Annotated in this window: 12 protein-coding genes; 6 read left to right on the top strand and 6 right to left on the bottom strand. The window is 45.0% G+C overall.

The annotated features are described in order from the left end of the window. Positions 1-98 precede the first annotated feature (98 nt). Positions 99-1,133 (bottom strand): thiamine-phosphate kinase, encoded by a 1,035-nt coding sequence (gene thiL / locus CLV51_RS01690; protein WP_106526280.1) that lies wholly within the window; start codon positions 1,131-1,133, stop codon positions 99-101. Between the two features lie 12 nt (positions 1,134-1,145). Further along, positions 1,146-1,916 carry an inositol monophosphatase family protein gene (locus CLV51_RS01685; RefSeq protein ID WP_106526279.1) on the bottom strand — a complete coding sequence of 257 codons (771 nt, stop codon included), beginning with the start codon at positions 1,914-1,916 and terminating at the stop codon, positions 1,146-1,148. A gap of 180 nt (positions 1,917-2,096) precedes the next feature. Here CLV51_RS01685 and CLV51_RS01680 point away from each other — a divergent pair, with 180 nt between their 5' ends. Beyond that, positions 2,097-3,635: a GH3 family acyl-acid amido synthetase gene (locus CLV51_RS01680; protein ID WP_106526278.1), complete on the top strand. Its 1,539-nt coding sequence runs from the start codon at positions 2,097-2,099 to the stop codon at positions 3,633-3,635. A gap of 30 nt (positions 3,636-3,665) precedes the next feature. After that, on the top strand, positions 3,666-4,304 hold the full coding sequence (locus CLV51_RS01675; protein WP_106526277.1) for a LysE family translocator: 639 nt from the start codon (positions 3,666-3,668) through the stop codon (positions 4,302-4,304). Positions 4,305-4,400: 96 nt separating this feature from the next. Here the strand turns inward: CLV51_RS01675 and CLV51_RS01670 are convergent, their stop codons facing one another. Next, positions 4,401-5,438, bottom strand: coding sequence for a 2-oxoacid:ferredoxin oxidoreductase subunit beta (locus CLV51_RS01670; protein ID WP_106526276.1), 1,038 nt, complete (start codon positions 5,436-5,438; stop codon positions 4,401-4,403). Positions 5,439-5,502: 64 nt separating this feature from the next. Continuing rightward, complete coding sequence (locus CLV51_RS01665; protein WP_106526275.1) at positions 5,503-5,847, bottom strand: carboxymuconolactone decarboxylase family protein; 345 nt, start codon at positions 5,845-5,847, stop codon at positions 5,503-5,505. Between the two features lie 237 nt (positions 5,848-6,084). On the opposite strand from CLV51_RS01665, the gene CLV51_RS01660 reads away from it, so the two are divergent. Then, a complete protein-coding gene (locus CLV51_RS01660; RefSeq protein ID WP_245898593.1) occupies positions 6,085-8,307 on the top strand; it encodes a transferrin receptor-like dimerization domain-containing protein in 2,223 nt (740 codons plus the stop codon). Positions 8,308-8,559: 252 nt separating this feature from the next. On the opposite strand, the gene CLV51_RS01655 is transcribed toward CLV51_RS01660, so the two are convergent. Beyond that, the gene (locus tag CLV51_RS01655; RefSeq protein ID WP_106526274.1) at positions 8,560-10,305 is read right to left on the bottom strand and encodes an N-acetylmuramoyl-L-alanine amidase; all 1,746 of its coding nucleotides are present in this window, start codon (positions 10,303-10,305) and stop codon (positions 8,560-8,562) included. A gap of 166 nt (positions 10,306-10,471) precedes the next feature. After that, positions 10,472-12,265, bottom strand: a complete 1,794-nt coding sequence (locus tag CLV51_RS01650; RefSeq protein ID WP_106526273.1) for an acyl-CoA dehydrogenase family protein — start codon at positions 12,263-12,265, stop codon at positions 10,472-10,474. A 169-nt stretch (positions 12,266-12,434) separates the two neighbouring features. Between CLV51_RS01650 and CLV51_RS01645 the strand changes: the two genes are divergently transcribed. From CLV51_RS01645 to CLV51_RS01635, 3 genes are read left to right on the top strand one after another with little or no spacing between them, the layout of a single operon-like run. After that, a complete protein-coding gene (locus tag CLV51_RS01645; protein WP_158266906.1) occupies positions 12,435-13,211 on the top strand; it encodes an alpha/beta fold hydrolase in 777 nt (258 codons plus the stop codon). Positions 13,212-13,216: 5 nt separating this feature from the next. Next, complete coding sequence (locus tag CLV51_RS01640; protein WP_106526271.1) at positions 13,217-14,359, top strand: glycosyltransferase; 1,143 nt, start codon at positions 13,217-13,219, stop codon at positions 14,357-14,359. 12 nt (positions 14,360-14,371) lie between these two features. Beyond that, complete coding sequence (locus tag CLV51_RS01635; RefSeq protein WP_106526270.1) at positions 14,372-15,502, top strand: ABC transporter permease; 1,131 nt, start codon at positions 14,372-14,374, stop codon at positions 15,500-15,502. The last annotated feature ends 44 nt before the right edge of the window (positions 15,503-15,546 follow it).

The raw sequence follows: 15,546 nt of genomic DNA, 5'->3' as shown, positions 1-15,546 counted from the left end.
TTAGCGATTAGCTTTTAGTAAAAATGCATCGGAGAACATAAAATATATGTTAATCTCCGATGCATTTTTACTAAAAGCTAAAAGCTAATCGCTAAAAGCTACTGCTGGAATGCGTTCCAGCCTTGTGCTACCAATTTGAATTTATTTCCACCTTTTGTGTGGATATGCGCCCCTTCTGTGATATCAGCCATGTAGCCAATTACGCTGATTTGTTCATTAAGTACAATCTTATCGTAATCCTGTTGTTTCATAGTAAACAGCAGCTCGTAATCTTCTCCGCCGCTCAATGCGCAGGCAGTAGGATCGAGGCCAAATTTCAGTGCTATCTCTTTGCTTTCCTGTGAGATAGGAATTTTGTCTTCGTACAATACCACGCCCAGGTTGCTCTGTTTGGCGATGTGCAATATTTCAGAGCTCAGGCCATCACTTACATCCATCATGGCAGTAGGCATGATATCCTGCTCATGCAGAAATTCAATAATATCCTTACGGGCTTCAGGTTTCAGCTGCCGGCCAATGATGTAGGTTTGTTCTTCGAGGTCTGGTTTTACGCCCGGACTTTCGAGGTAGATTTTTTTCTCTCTTTCCAGCAGGGTAAGACCCAGGTAAGCTGCACCGAGATCACCTGTAACGCAGAGCAAGTCACCTTTTTCAGCGGTAGATCTTTTTACAAACTGGTCTGGTGTTACCTCGCCGATAGCTGTAACACTGATTACGAATCCTTTTTGCGAATTGCTGGTGTCGCCGCCAATCAGGTCTACGCCATATTTTTCACAGGCAGCATACACACCTTCGTAAAAATCATTGAGTGCTTCCAGCGAAAAACGGTTGGAGAAGGCAATGCTGATGGTGATTTGCGTAGGGGTGGCATTCATGGCGTAGATGTCCGAAATATTCACCACCACCGATTTGTATCCGAGGTGTTTCAGCGGCGTGTACATCAGGTCAAAGTGAATGCCTTCCACCAGCATATCAGTGCTGATAACGGTTTGTTTGCCGAAGTGGTCAATAACTGCCGCATCGTCACCAACACCTAATACAGTGCTGGCATTTTGTATTTCAATATTCCTGGTGAGATATTCGATTAAGCCGAATTCTCCGAGGTCCTGTATTTCTGTTCTTTCCTGGTCCATGTTTCCCAATACTTATTTACCGTTAACAAGAGCTTGTAATGCACTATGGATATGGCCGTTGGTGGCCAATATTTCTTTTTGATAAGGAGAAAAACTGTTGCCGGAAAAGTCTGTTACTTTTCCACCTGCTTCTTCTACAATGAGGAAGCCGGCTGCGGAGTCCCACGCCTGGAGATGGTGTTCATAGAAGCCATCAAAGCGACCACAGGCCACCCAGCAAAGGTCTATCGCTGCAGAACCAAGGCGGCGGATCGGAATTTGTTCTTTTATTACACGCTCAAATACCACCAGCGGGTTATTCTCCATTTCTTCCCATTTGTATGGGAAGCCGGTCACCAGGCAGGATTTTGCAAGGTCTGCCTTGGTAGAAACGTGAATAGGCTTATCATTCAGGGTAGCCCCTTTTCCTTTCTCTGCTACAAACAATTCGTTCATGAAAGGATTGTATACAGCGCCCAAAATCATCTCTCCATCTTTCTCAACACCTATAGATACGCAACAGATAGGGATGCCGTTTGCATAATTTACGGTACCGTCAATAGGGTCAATGATCCATTTTACAGGGGAGGCTGTCTTCATTTCACCTACTTCTTCGCTGAGTATAAAATGGTCTGGATAAGTTGCCCTGATAATCTCAATAATAGCTGTTTCCGACTTTTTATCTACTTCAGTAACCAGGTCGTTAATAGTACTTTTACTACTTACCTCGAAAGGGCCATTGAAATATTGTTGCAGTATTTTTCCGCTGGCTTCAGTAGCTTTGAGTAAAGTTGTTTTTAACATGCCGCAAAGGTAATTACGAATTACGAATTCCTAATTGCGAATTATAGCCTACACGTATTGTATTTTTAGGATGTATATTTGACTCATCACCAACATGCAATTCGTAATTCGTAATTATCAATCAACTTATATTCAATATTCCACTTATTTTTGCAGTTCAATTAAAGAGAGGGAAAGTTAATGGCCATTATAGGTAATCTTATTTCCAGGTCGCTACGCATCAGGAAGAAGTTCACGTTTAAATTAGGAACACCTCGCCAATACCAGCTGCAGGTGCTGCATCGTTTGCTGGAGAAGGCTAAGGAGACGGACTTTGGCCGCCACTACCAATTTCAGGAAATTTTGGATAGCCCAAATTTTATAGGGCAATACCGTGAGAAAGTACCTGTGCATAACTACACTAAAATGCACCAGGAATGGTGGTATCGTTGCCTGGAAGGGGAAGCAAATGTGAGCTGGCCGGAAAAAATAAAATATTTTGCGCTGAGCTCCGGCACTTCGGAATCGGCCAGTAAACATATACCTGTTACCAAAGCGATGCTCAAAACGGTAAAGAAGGTAGGTGTGAAGCAGCTATATTCCATGGCCAACTTCGACATACCACCCCGTTCCTTTGAAAAGGGTATCCTGATGCTGGGCGGCACTACTTCTTTATTCGAGAAAGGCGATTATTACGAAGGAGATATGAGTGGCATTCAGGCCAAAAATATCCCGAAGTGGTTTCGTCGTTTTTATAAGCCAGGGGGCAAAATATCCCGCAAACCCAATTGGGAACAGCGTATCAAACTGATCGTACGTAAAGCCCGGGAATGGGATGTGGGTACTGTTTGCGGTGTACCGGCCTGGGTACAGATTGTACTGGAAGAAATTATCAAATATCACGGGGTAAAAAATATCCATGAAATCTGGCCTAATCTGGCTGTTTATATTCACGGTGGTGTGTCCTTTGAGCCTTACCGCGATAGCTTCCAGAAGTTGCTGGGAAAGCCCATTGCGTTCATTGAAACGTACATGGCCTCCGAAGGATCTTTTGGTTTTCAGGCCCGTCCTGGAACAAGAGGCATAAAACTCGTGTTAAATGCAGGGATCTTCTATGAATTCATTCCTTTTAATGAAGAGAATTTTGATGCAGAAGGAGAAGTAAAGCCCAATCCTAAATCTTACATGATCCATGAGGTGGTGGAAGATGTGGAATATGCGGTGATGTTGTCTACCTGCGCTGGTGCCTGGCGTTACCTGATTGGTGATGTGGTGAAGTTCACTTCCGTAAAAGAGCATGAAATTGTGATTGTTGGTCGTACCAAGCAGTTCCTCAGTCTTTGTGGAGAGCACCTGAGTATCGACAACATGAACAAAGCCATAGATATTGTACAGAAGAAACTGGGCATTACTGTGAGAGAGTTCACAGTGGCTGGTTTCCCTTATCAGAACCTGTTTGCACACCGTTGGTATGTTGGTACAGACAGCCCGGGCGTAGATGCGGAAAAAGTACGTGAAATAATAGATCAGACGCTTGCTGAGGTGAATGACGATTATGCGGTAGAACGTTCTGCCGCGCTGAAGGAGGTGTTTGTAGAGATATTACCGAATGATGTATTTATTGATTATCTCCGTTGCAAAGGCAAGGAAGGGGCTATGAACAAGTTCCCAAGAGTAATGAAAGGAGAGAAACTGAAAGACTGGGATAGATTCCTGGTTGGAAAAACTGTTAAGAACTAACCAGCACCTTGTGACTCGGAAATTATAAGCATGATAGCATCAATTGTAGCAGGATTAGGACTGGGATTATTTCTGTCATTATCGGTAGGCCCGGTAATATTCGCGATTATAAAGTACAGCATTAACAATGGTTTTAAGGCCGGCATCAGTTTCGCACTGGGCGTGTCTTGTAGCGATATCATGTTTGTATTGATCGGCAACCTGGCAACTTCTTTTATCAGTGGCCTGGAAGAATACAAACGATCAATTGGTGTTGGCGGTGGATTTTTATTGATGGCCATGGGGCTTTACGGCTTGTTGTTCAAAAAGGTGAAAATCAGTACCGGCGACGAAAAGCCGGAGATGTTCCGCACACATGACTACGTGAAAATATGGCTGGCCGGGTTTTTAATGAACACCTTAAATCCTGGTGTAATCATCTTCTGGTTGGGCGTATGTGTGGCTAACAGCGCTACTGCGGTGAGCCATCGCTTTATCATGTATACGGTATGTTTAAGCCTGGTACTGTCTGCTGATATCCTGAAAGTGTTTGTTTCAGATAAAATCCGTCATAAGCTGACCCTTACCAATGTGGAATGGCTCAATCGTATTGCGGGTGTGAGTATGATCATATTTGGCGTGGTATTGCTCTATAAAGTATTGTTTGAGGTAGGTACACTAGGACACTGAGATAGAATTACGAATTATAAATTACGAAGAGAGGGTAGATATTAGCGAAGATTATCCGCTTTTATCTACCCTCTCTTCGTAATTTATAATTCGTAATTATTGAATTGTCCAGGTTTCGCTGCCGGCAAATAATTTGTCCAGGTCGCCAGGGCCTTTTTTAGCCAGGGCCTCTGTTAACTGTGCAGACATGATGTCTTCGTAAGTATGCCTGTTTACCTGGTAGAAAACACCGAAAGGGCGTGGCAAATGACCTTCTATACGAGGATCATCGAACATACGGGTAAGCAGTTGTGCTTTGTAGAAATCGTTTTCGTCATGAATCCAGAGATCGCTTTCTCTGTATGCTCCACCCAGCTCTACTACTACAGGTCTCAGTCCATCGAGGCGGATACCTTTGTTTCTCTGGGCACCAAAAACCATTGGTTTTCCGTGTTCTACAAAGATAGTTTCATCTCCCTTGGTTGATTTCTCTGTAAATGCTTCAAAAGCACCATCATTGAAGATGTTACAGTTCTGGTATATTTCCAGGAAGGAAGCGCCTTTATGTGCATGGCTGCGTTTCAGCATTTCCTGCAGGTGTTTGGGGTCGCGGTCCATGCTGCGGGCAATAAAGGTAGCGTCTGCACCCAGGGCCAGGGCCATTGGGTTAAACGGATGATCAATACTACCCATTGGGGTAGATTTGGTCACTTTATTTTCTTCAGAAGTAGGAGAGTACTGGCCTTTTGTTAAACCGTAGATCTGGTTGTTGAACAACATGATGTTCACATCAAAATTACGGCGCAGCAGGTGGATGGTATGGTTACCACCAATGGACAAGCCATCTCCGTCGCCGGTTACTATCCAAACGCTCAGCTCAGGGCGGGTAGCCTTGAGGCCCGAAGCAATAGCCGTAGCACGGCCATGGATAGAGTGCATACCATAGGTGTTCATATAGTATGGAAAACGCGATGAACAACCGATACCTGAAACGATCACAATATTTTCGCGGGGAACACCCAGCGTAGGCATTATAGTTTGTACCTGTTTAAGTATAGAGTAGTCGCCGCAGCCAGGGCACCAGCGTACTTCCTGGTCCGTTGCAAAGTCTTTTGGCGTTAAGGCTGCCTGCGGAGCTATTGTTGCTGTTGACATTTGTATAAGTTATAAATGTATTATAGTGTCTGTAAAGTTACGATAGATAGCTGTAAATAAGCTATCACTGTGCCTGTAATTCTTCCCAATATTCTGCCGCCCGGCGTGTGTGCGGGATTACGATGGTGCCGCCCACAATATTTGCTACGGCAAATATTTCATACATCTCCTCAGTTGTGATGCCTTGTTCAAAGGATTTGCCCAGGTGATATTTGATACAGTCATCGCAGCGGAGCACCATAGATGCTACCAGTCCCAGCATTTCCTTTGTTTTAGTGCTCAAAGCCCCGTCTGCATAGGTGTTGGTGTCCAGATTGAACAGGCGGTTGATCACTTTATTCTGTTTGCCCAATATTACATCGTTCATTTTAGCACGGTAGTCGTTAAACTCCTGAATCGCATTTGCCATATAACTGCTGTTTATGATGTTATGTTTATTGTTTCACGCGATAAAGCTATGAAAGGATTCACAAATATAGATTAATCTACTGGCTAAGTAGACTATTTGCCCTATAACCTGTATTTATGGATCATAACCAAAAGTTATCACTAAAATTTCCCGGCGTAAAAATGCCTATTGATATTATAGACTATTCGTATATTGGTAAGATAAACCCTTTTCAACCAACAAGATCTGACATCACTTATGACAACGACTCATTTCACCCGCATGCTGGCGTTACTGCTATGCGCCGGCGGGTTAACCCAGACCCGGGCGCAAAGTAAAAAGCTGCTGGGGTATGCCGACAGTACCGCTGCGCTACAATTGCAGCTGGAAGCCCGCTTCGACAAACAGTTAAGCAGTCAGCATATCGGCGAAACCATCAAGGCCCTATCATCCCGACCACACCATATTGGCTCTGCAGGAGGTAAAGCGGTAGCAGAAGAAATTTTGCAGCGCTTCAAAAGCTACGGCTGGGATGCAGAAATAGTGACCTACCAGGTGCTTTTCCCAACTCCCAAAGAAAGATTGGTAGAACTCACTGGCCCCACCACCTACAAAGCATTGCTGAAAGAGCCGGCACTGAAAGAAGATGCTACTTCCGGACAGGAGGGGCAGCTACCTACTTATAATGCCTGGAGTGCCGACGGAGACGTAACCGGAGAACTGGTATATGTAAACTATGGCTTGCCGGAAGATTATGAGTACCTGGAGCGTACAGGCGTAAACGTTAAAGGAAAAATCGTGATCGCCAAATACGGTCACTCCTGGCGTGGCAGCAAACCTAAGGTAGCACAGGAACATGGCGCAGCTGGTTGCATCATCTACTCTGATCCTAAAGACGACGGCTATTATAACGGTGACGTATACCCTAAAGGCGCTTTTAAAAATGAATATGGCGTGCAGCGGGGTTCTGTGATGGACATCGTAATTTATCCCGGAGATCCGCTAACACCCAATGTAGGCGCCACCCCATCTGCTCAGCGGCTGGACCGCCTACAAGCGCCCAATCTCCTGAAAATACCGGTATTGCCCATCAGCTATCATGATGCAGCACCGCTGCTTAAAGCGCTGGAAGGCCCTGTAGCACCGGAAGAATGGCGCGGCGCATTACCATTTACCTATCACATAGGAGGAGGAGGAAAAGCAAAAGTACACCTGAAATTGTCCTTCGACTGGCAGATACGCCCCTGTTATGATGTAATAGCCAAACTGATAGGTAGTGAACTGCCCGACCAATGGGTGATTCGTGGCAATCACCACGACGCCTGGGTAAATGGTGCTTCAGATCCCATCAGTGGTCTTGCCGCCTTACTGGAAGAAGCCAAAGCGATCGGCGAATTGCATAAACAAGGCTATCAGCCCCGTCGTACACTGGTTTATTGCGCCTGGGATGGAGAAGAACCCGGACTAATAGGTTCTACAGAATGGGTAGAAGACCATGCCGCGGAATTAAAAGAGAAAGCTGTTGTATATATTAATTCAGATAATAATGGTCGTGGTTTCCTCGGTGCCAGTGGCTCACATGCGCTGGAAACACTGGTAAATGAAGTAACCCGTGATATTACAGATCCGCAAACAAAGGTGAGTATCCTGGCCCGCAGACAAGCCTCCGACGTATTGAAGGCAGCTACACCCAAGCTCAAAAAAGAAAAACTGGCTAAACAAGGTATTGCCATCGGTGCCATGGGCTCAGGTTCTGACTATTCCTCTTTCCTGCAACACCTGGGCGTTCCTTCCCTGGATTACGGTTTCGGAGGAGAAGATGCCGGCGGAGAATACCATTCCATCTACGATTCTTATGATGATTATGTAAGATTTAAAGATCCCGGATTCAATTACGGTGTGGCTTTGTCGCAAACAGCGGGACATACTGCATTACGTGTAGCCAATGCCGTTAGACTGCCTTTTGATTTTCGTAAACTGTATGAAACCGTGAACGGGTATGTGAATGAACTGACAGAGTTAACCAGCAATCTGCGTGAATCAACCACCATAGAAAATCAATTGATCAGGGAAGATAAATATCAGCTGACTGCAGATACGGCCAAACATCTATTGCCACCAGCAGCTAAAGCAGCTGTTCCATTTATCGATTTTGCTCCTTTGCAAAATGCATTGGTAGCGCTGGATACCGTTACACTGGCCTTATCTGCCAAAAATAATCTTACCGGAGCAGCGTTCAACAAAGCATTGTACCAGGCAGAGCAACAGCTGTTGAATGATAAGGGATTACCATCCCGCAGCTGGTACAAACATACTTTATATGCTCCCGGTTTTTATACTGGTTATGGTGTGAAAACTATTCCCGGTGTAAGAGAAGCAATTGAGCAACGCAGATGGACAGAAGCACAGGAGCAGATTGGTTTTGCGGCAGATGCTATTAACAGGTTGTCAGCTTATTTGAAAGCAGCAGCTGGGTTATAGTTCAAAATTGTCTTTCTCCCGATTAGGCTGATTATACTGATTACCCCGATTTTATTTTTGATTTAAGAAGATTAGCGGAGATTATCTGAACTGTGATTTTTATGATTTTTTCGCTAATCAGGATCATCAAAAAAATCATAAAAATCACAGTTCAGATAATCTTCGCCAATCTTTTAAAATCTTTCAAAATCAAAATAAAATCGGGAGAATCAGTATAATCAACCTAATCGGGAGAAAGACAAAATTCTCACATTAACGTTTCGCCTCCATCTGCTGTAAATAATCCTTCACACCCAGTACTATCTTCTCCACCATCAGCTGTTGAAACGCGGGTTGCAGCACTTTTTCCTCATCCCCCGGATTACTTAGAAACAAGGTTTCTACCAATGCATCCGGAAATTCAGTAGGATTATTTAAGATGAAATTGAAGTCGGGATTATTACCGAAATCACGTAAGCCGGTTTGCAACATACGTTCATGGATAGCGGCGTTGAGCGCTTCGCAGAAAGGTTGCTTATAATAAGTAGCAGTGCCGTTTACATCTACCGGGTTCACTGATGAATTTAAGTGAATGCTCAGCAATAAATCAGGGTTAGCACGACGAAAGAAGGACAGCCTGTCTTCGTTAGCAACAAATTTATCACTGGTGCGGGTAATGATAACTGTAGCTCCCTCTTTTTCCAGTAATGTTTTCAGCTGCAGGGCGAGTACCAGTGTTAATTGCTTTTCTACTGCACCCGTGAGACCTGTAGCGCCGGGGTTAACTCCTCCATGTCCAGGATCAATACCAATGGTGAGGTTATTGAGTGAGAGTTTTTCCGGAACGCGTTTAACCTTTACCGTTATACGGTTATTTTCATAATACACCTGGTATCCCCAGGGCGCATGTTTTAAGGAGATGATCATGCGGCATACATCATGCGCGGGTTGTTGCCATACTACGGAATTTATTTCGCGGGTGCCTTGCAGTAAAGTGTTTAAGCCTTGTTCAGCATAGACGCCGTGTATATCTACTATTATTTTTCCAGGGGAAGAGAGTTGTGTAGAAGTGTAGGGTAATTTATCAGATAAGGCTACGGATACGTAATCGGATTTTTCATCTCCCCATATTTTCGCATCTGATACAATGCTTACCGGCAGATGGTCCTGTGGGATCTCTATGTCTACCAGCGGCTCTGGTATGAAGGCAGTTTGTTTGGATGATAAACGTACTTTATAGTAATCTCCCTGCTTTCCAACAATATGTAACAGCACATCTTTATCGAGATAACCAATCTTTTCAGGACCTAATCTGTCGCCTTGCGGGCTGGAAGTGAGGTAGGTCATGTTGTCGATGGTGCGGCCGGTAAGTGGCATGTAATTGCGCATCACGGCGTAGTGGTAAGGGCTGCCCAGGATCGCTGTTTCACCGCCACGATTCCGCAGTTTCACGATTAATTTGCCATTCAGCATGGAGTCGCCCGGCTGGATGATATAGCTGCCACTATAATATCCCGGCACACCACCTGTTTGCGAAGCGGGCATTTCCCGCAAGGGGGCATTGTTAAACCAGCTGGCTTCTGCGCCTGGAAAGCCTTTCATTTTAACGCGCAGCGTATCGCCTTCCATCAGTTGCAGATTTCCTTTGGGGGTTATCTCTACGAAATCTATGCGAAAAGAGGTAGTAGCGATGGGTGCTGGTAGCTGATTATAATAATAGGTAATATTTTTCGTGTAGGTTTCTCCGTTAGGTGCTTCTGTAGTGATGACAAAAGCGCTTCTGCCAATGGGTAATTCGTATTTTGCCGCGAAAGTGCCGGTGGAATATACGTGTACTGTATCGTTATTGATCCTGACTTTACAGCCAATACAGGTGCGCCCTGCAATAAATTGTTTAGCGGTGTTAACGTTACTTTGGTCTCGTGCAGGCTGGCTAAGGCGTATAGAAGCCTGGCTGCTGGCGAGCAAAGGAATACTTAGTGCTAAAAAAATGGGTAGAAAAAACTTTGCTGATTGCATAATGCCCCGTCGTCGATATCTTATAATGTTGTAAAGATAAGCAGGTGAGGGGAATAGGAGAGAAATGAAATGAAGGATTTAGTCTTTAGCTTTTAGCGTTTAGAAAAATATGACAGATAATCTGTGCATATTTCTAAATGCTAAAAGCTAAGTACTAAAAGCTATTTTACCAGCTGTATTTGTTGTCAGCTATCAGTCGGTCAGCTATTCTTCTGCGTGCGTCTTTGGCGTTGAATGGTTCTGTTTTGGTGAAGCGTTTCAGGCCAAGGAGCATCATACGTTGTTCATCACCTTCTGCAAATGCATTGATGGCATCTTTACCTGATTTATTGATACGATCTGCTGCATCATAAATAAAGGTGCGTACAATGTCTGTCTGCAGGGCAGCTGCACTTTCTCCTTTATGGTTAGTGAGCTTGATCAGGCGTAACAGTGCGCTTTCTGCCACAAATGTTTCAATAGCCATGTCGGCAATATCCATCAGGATTTCCTGTTCAGTTTCCAGTTTGGCCATGAGCTTTTGAGCAGCAGCGCCGGCAGCCATGAGGATCGCTTTTTTGAAGTTAACGATCATCTTCTTTTCCTTGCTGAAAGTACTTTCGTCATCGTTGCCGAAGTCCGGAATGCTCATCAGTTCTTTCATCACGCTCATTGCAGGATTCATCAGATCCAGCTTGCCTTTCATGGCGCGTTTCAGCGTCATGTCGAGTGTAAGGAGGCGATTGATTTCATTGGTACCTTCAAAGATGCGGTTGATGCGGGAGTCGCGGTATGCTTTTGAAATAACGTATTCATCGCTGAAGCCATTACCACCGTGGATCTGCACACCTTCATCCACCACGTAATCCAGTACTTCAGAGCCATTTACTTTCAGGATGGCACATTCTACAGCATATTCTTCTGCAGCGCCTAACAGGGCTTCGTTGAATGGTTGACCTGCTGCAAAGAGTTCTTTTTCTTTATCATCAATCAGTTGGGCCGTACGGAATAGCGCGGACTCTGAAGTCCAGGTACGGATTGCCATTTCCGCCAGCTTATGTTTGATAGCGCCAAAGTTAGCGATGGGTTGTTTGAACTGTACACGGGTATTGGCATACTGCACGGAAGTGTTGATGCACTTCTTGGAAGCGCCCAATGCGGCAGCGCAGAGTTTTAAACGGCCTATGTTCAGGATATTAAATGCAATGAGGTGACCTTTACCGATCACGCCCAGCACATTTTCTGCCGGTACTTTCGCATCCTGGAAATAGATCTGCCGGGTAGAAGAACCTTTGATGCCCATTTTATGTTCTTCTGCGCCCAGTGTGAATCCGGGGGTACCTTTGTCTACAATAAATGCAGTGAATTTATCGCCGTCAATTTTTGCAAATACAGTAAATACGTCTGCAAATCCGGAGTTAGTGATCCAGCTTTTCTGGCCATTCAGCACGTAGTATTTGCCGTCTTCCGTTAATTTGGCAGTAGTTCTTGCTCCCAGTGCATCAGAGCCCGAATCGGGTTCTGTGAGGGCATAGGCGCCTTTCATTTCGCCGGTAGCCAGTTTGGGAATATATTTTTGTTTTTGTTCTTCGGTACCGAAGTAGAGGATGGGCAGCGAGCCGATACCTGTATGAGCGGCCATGGCTACGGAAAAAGAGTGTCCTGCGCCCAGACCTTCGTTGATGATGGTAGCTGTTACAAAATCTTTACCTAAACCGCCGTATTCTTCGGGAAAGGACGCACCTAACAGTCCCTGTTCACCCGCCTTCTCCAAAAGCGATGGCATCAGACCTTCTTCCAGCTTGTCTATCCGGTCAATAAGCGGGGTTACCTCCTTACTGATGAACTGGTCGGCCATGTCTTTGATCATCAGCTGTTCTTCCGAAAAATCTTCGGGAGTAAACACTTCTTCAGGAGCACTTTCCTTTACCAGGAACTCTGCGCCCTTCAGCGCAGTCTTATTTTCAACTGTTGCGTCCATGTTGTCTGAATTTTTGGTAGTTCTGTAATTTACTTAAATAATTACGAATTTAAGACCATGGCAAATGTTAATATTCGACCTTGTCCAACTCCCCAAATTCGCGATACATGATTATTTTTCAGTATCATTGTTGCCCTTTTCAGTTATGCCCGATTTTGAACTGCTATATTTGAAAAGCCGCTTTCACGGCACCTGCGAAGGTACGGGCGAACAGTTGTTGATCTGTTTGCACGGCTTTGGGGAAAGTGCTGCGCATTTTAAACCGCTTACGGAAGCCCTGGGAGATATCTTTACCATAGTGGCACTGGATATGCCGCTGCATGGCAGCACCCAATGGCAGGAAAAGCGCGTATTTGAAAAAGAAGACCTGGTGGCGATTATTTCGCTGGTGTTGCAGCAACAGGGAAAGGAAAGGTTTTCTTTGTTGGGATATAGTATGGGCGGGAGATTGGCACTGTGCCTGGTAGAAAAGATGGCGGAGCGGATAGACCGCCTCATAATGGCTGCCGGAGATGGTTTCAGGAACAATCCCTGGCATTTGTTTGTTACCCGTACAGGTATTGGCAATAAAATATTTAAGTACAACACCTATCACCCGCAGTTGTTTTTTAGTCTGTTGCATACCTGGCGCAGGTTGGGATTACTGAATCAAAGCATTTACAAGTTTGTGCTGAACAGAATGGATGAACCGGAGAAAAGAGCTTTTGTTTATAATGTATGGACCAACATGCGCAATATGATGCCGGATAAAAAGCACTGCAAACAATTATTAACCCGTTATAACGTTTTAACACTCCTGATCTTCGGGAAATACGACCGCGTTATTCCACCTGTACTAGGTACCCGCTTTGCAGACGGATCATTTTCCTGCAAAATGCTGGTATTGGAAAAGGGTCATCAGCTGATATCCGCGCAGCTGGGCTTTATCATCAAATCAAATCTATAACCCGGATGCATTTTTTTTTAATAATACTGATTGGATTGGCCTTAGGTTACGGCGTACTGATGTTATGGTACAGTCTTGGCTGGACACGGCTAAGGAAATTTACACTTACCGGGCAACAGGCTGGTAAAACACTTGTAACAGTGATTATACCTGCACGGGATGAAGCAGCTAACCTACCGGCCTTGCTGGAGGCACTGCGCCAGCAAACCTATGATGCTGCCTTGCTGGAAATAATTGTGATAGATGATTTTTCTACAGATGATACAGCCGCCGTGGTAACTGGTTTCCAGGCAGATAATGTACATCTGCTGCAGTTAAAAGGTCACCTGGACGCACAGCAGCGGTTAAATTCCTATAAGAAAAAAGCCATTGAAATAGCCATCTCACAGGCCACCGGAGACCTGATTGTTACTACAGATGCAGACTGTGTAATGGGACCGCGCTGGATAGAAACAATTGTGCAGTTCTACGAAAAACACCAGCCTAAATTTATAGCGGCACCGGTGAGCTTTTACAAAGAGCATAATTTTTTCAAGAAGCTGCAATCACTCGATTTTATGACCATGCAGGGCATTACTGGTGCTGCGGCCCAACTGGAAGCTGGTACCATGTGTAATGGCGCTAACCTGGCTTATGAAAAACAGGCATTCTATGATGTGGGAGGCTTTAGTGGTATTGATAATATCGCTTCCGGCGATGATATGCTGCTGATGTACAAAATTTACAGCGCTTATCCTGATGGTGTGATGTACCTGAAAAGTGAAGATGCCGTGGTACGTACATTGGCGGTAGATACGTTGAAAGACTTTATGAACCAGCGTATCCGCTGGTCGTCTAAGGCAGATAAATACGAAGATAAAAGGATTACCTGGGTATTACTGCTGGTATACCTGTTTAATGCCTGCTTACTGGTCATGGGCATCATTGCTATATTTATGCCGGTATGGTGGCCATGGTTCCTCATTGTACTATTGTTTAAAGTTACGTTGGAACTATATTTCCTTCTGCCGGTAGCGAGATTCTTCAATAAAACGGAGTTGCTGGTTTGGTTTATTCCCGGGCAGTTATTTCATATTCCTTATATTGTTGTTGCCGGCTGGCTGGGCAAGTTTGGTAGTTATCAGTGGAAAGGCCGCCAGGTAAATTAAATTAGCTAGCCATTGTCAAATATTCAATCTTCCTGGAAGCGGTTGCGGCGTAATAAAGGCGCTGTAGCCGGTTTGCTGGTGATCGCCCTGGCGGTGATCGTCAGTGCTGTGGCATATCTCATCGCGCCGGATCATACACCGGATGCCAACAGGATGGTGCTGGAAGTAGAAGGGCAGCATCCCGGATTCCGCATTCATATGTTATCCATTAAAAAAGAACAGCCAATTGCTTCCGTATCTTTTTTTCACCAGCTACTGTATGGTCAGGAGTCGGATGTAACGTGGACGCCTGTACGCTCCTGGCAATTTAAGGACAGCTCACTGGTGGTACAACGTTATGTAGATGAATATACCAGTCGGCAGGAAACGTATAGCCTCGAGCAGATTTGGTATGGAAAACCTCCTGCTGTAGCGATGCCGTTAAGCCAGCTGCAGGAAAAGATCAGCAGGGAACGGATTTTCTCTCAGACGTATTGGCTGGGCACTGATAAATTTGGTCGTGATATCCTGAGTCGTTTGCTGGTAGGTACACGGGTAAGTTTAGGGGTTGGCTGCATTGCCGTGATCATTTCACTGAGTATAGGTGTGCTGTTGGGTGCTATAGCCGGGTATTTCAGAGGACGAACAGACGATGCGGTAATGTGGCTGGTAAATGTGGTGTGGTCTATGCCCACCCTGTTGCTGGTATTTGCCCTTACATTGGCCATGGGAAAAGGGTTTTGGCAGGTGTTTATTGCGGTGGGCCTTACTATGTGGGTAGGTGTGGCGCGTATCATCCGCGGACAAATCCTCTCTATCCGGGAACTGGAATTTGTAGAAGCGGCACGGGCCCTGGGTTATGGACATATGCGCATTATCATAAAACATATACTCCCCAATATTCTGGGACCTGTAATGGTGGTAGCTGCCGGCAATTTTGCCACGGCTATTGTAATAGAGGCGGGACTTAGTTTCCTGGGGGTAGGTGTACAGCCTCCGCAACCCTCCTGGGGACTGATGATCAAAGAAAATTACAATTTCATCATCACCCATAATCCATTGCTGGCTTTGGCGCCGGGTATCGCTATTATGCTGCTGGTACTGGCTTTTAATTTACTGGGCAATGGTTTAAGGGATGCACTGGATGTAAGAAGTAAAATTTGATTTGTATATAAATAAATCATAATTTCATAGCTCCTTTATAAAGC

It is taken from the genome of Chitinophaga niastensis, assembly GCF_003014755.1.
In the GTDB taxonomy this organism is placed as follows: domain Bacteria; phylum Bacteroidota; class Bacteroidia; order Chitinophagales; family Chitinophagaceae; genus Chitinophaga; species Chitinophaga niastensis.
This window is presented reverse-complemented; position numbering and strand designations above follow the sequence as displayed.

Excerpts from the sequence above, each read along its gene's own strand:
- CLV51_RS01670 (WP_106526276.1), bottom strand. The coding sequence starts at position 5,438 with ATGTCAACAGCAACAATAGCTCCGCAGGCAGCCTTAACGCCAAAAGAC.
- CLV51_RS01640 (WP_106526271.1), top strand. The coding sequence starts at position 13,217 with ATGCATTTTTTTTTAATAATACTGATTGGATTGGCCTTAGGTTACGGC.
- CLV51_RS01665 (WP_106526275.1), bottom strand. The coding sequence starts at position 5,847 with ATGGCAAATGCGATTCAGGAGTTTAACGACTACCGTGCTAAAATGAAC.
- CLV51_RS01650 (WP_106526273.1), bottom strand. The coding sequence starts at position 12,265 with ATGGACGCAACAGTTGAAAATAAGACTGCGCTGAAGGGCGCAGAGTTC.
- CLV51_RS01680 (WP_106526278.1), top strand. The coding sequence starts at position 2,097 with ATGGCCATTATAGGTAATCTTATTTCCAGGTCGCTACGCATCAGGAAG.
- thiL (WP_106526280.1), bottom strand. The coding sequence starts at position 1,133 with ATGGACCAGGAAAGAACAGAAATACAGGACCTCGGAGAATTCGGCTTA.
- CLV51_RS01685 (WP_106526279.1), bottom strand. The coding sequence starts at position 1,916 with ATGTTAAAAACAACTTTACTCAAAGCTACTGAAGCCAGCGGAAAAATA.
- CLV51_RS01675 (WP_106526277.1), top strand. The coding sequence starts at position 3,666 with ATGATAGCATCAATTGTAGCAGGATTAGGACTGGGATTATTTCTGTCA.
- CLV51_RS01660 (WP_245898593.1), top strand. The coding sequence starts at position 6,085 with ATGACAACGACTCATTTCACCCGCATGCTGGCGTTACTGCTATGCGCC.
- CLV51_RS01655 (WP_106526274.1), bottom strand. The coding sequence starts at position 10,305 with ATGCAATCAGCAAAGTTTTTTCTACCCATTTTTTTAGCACTAAGTATT.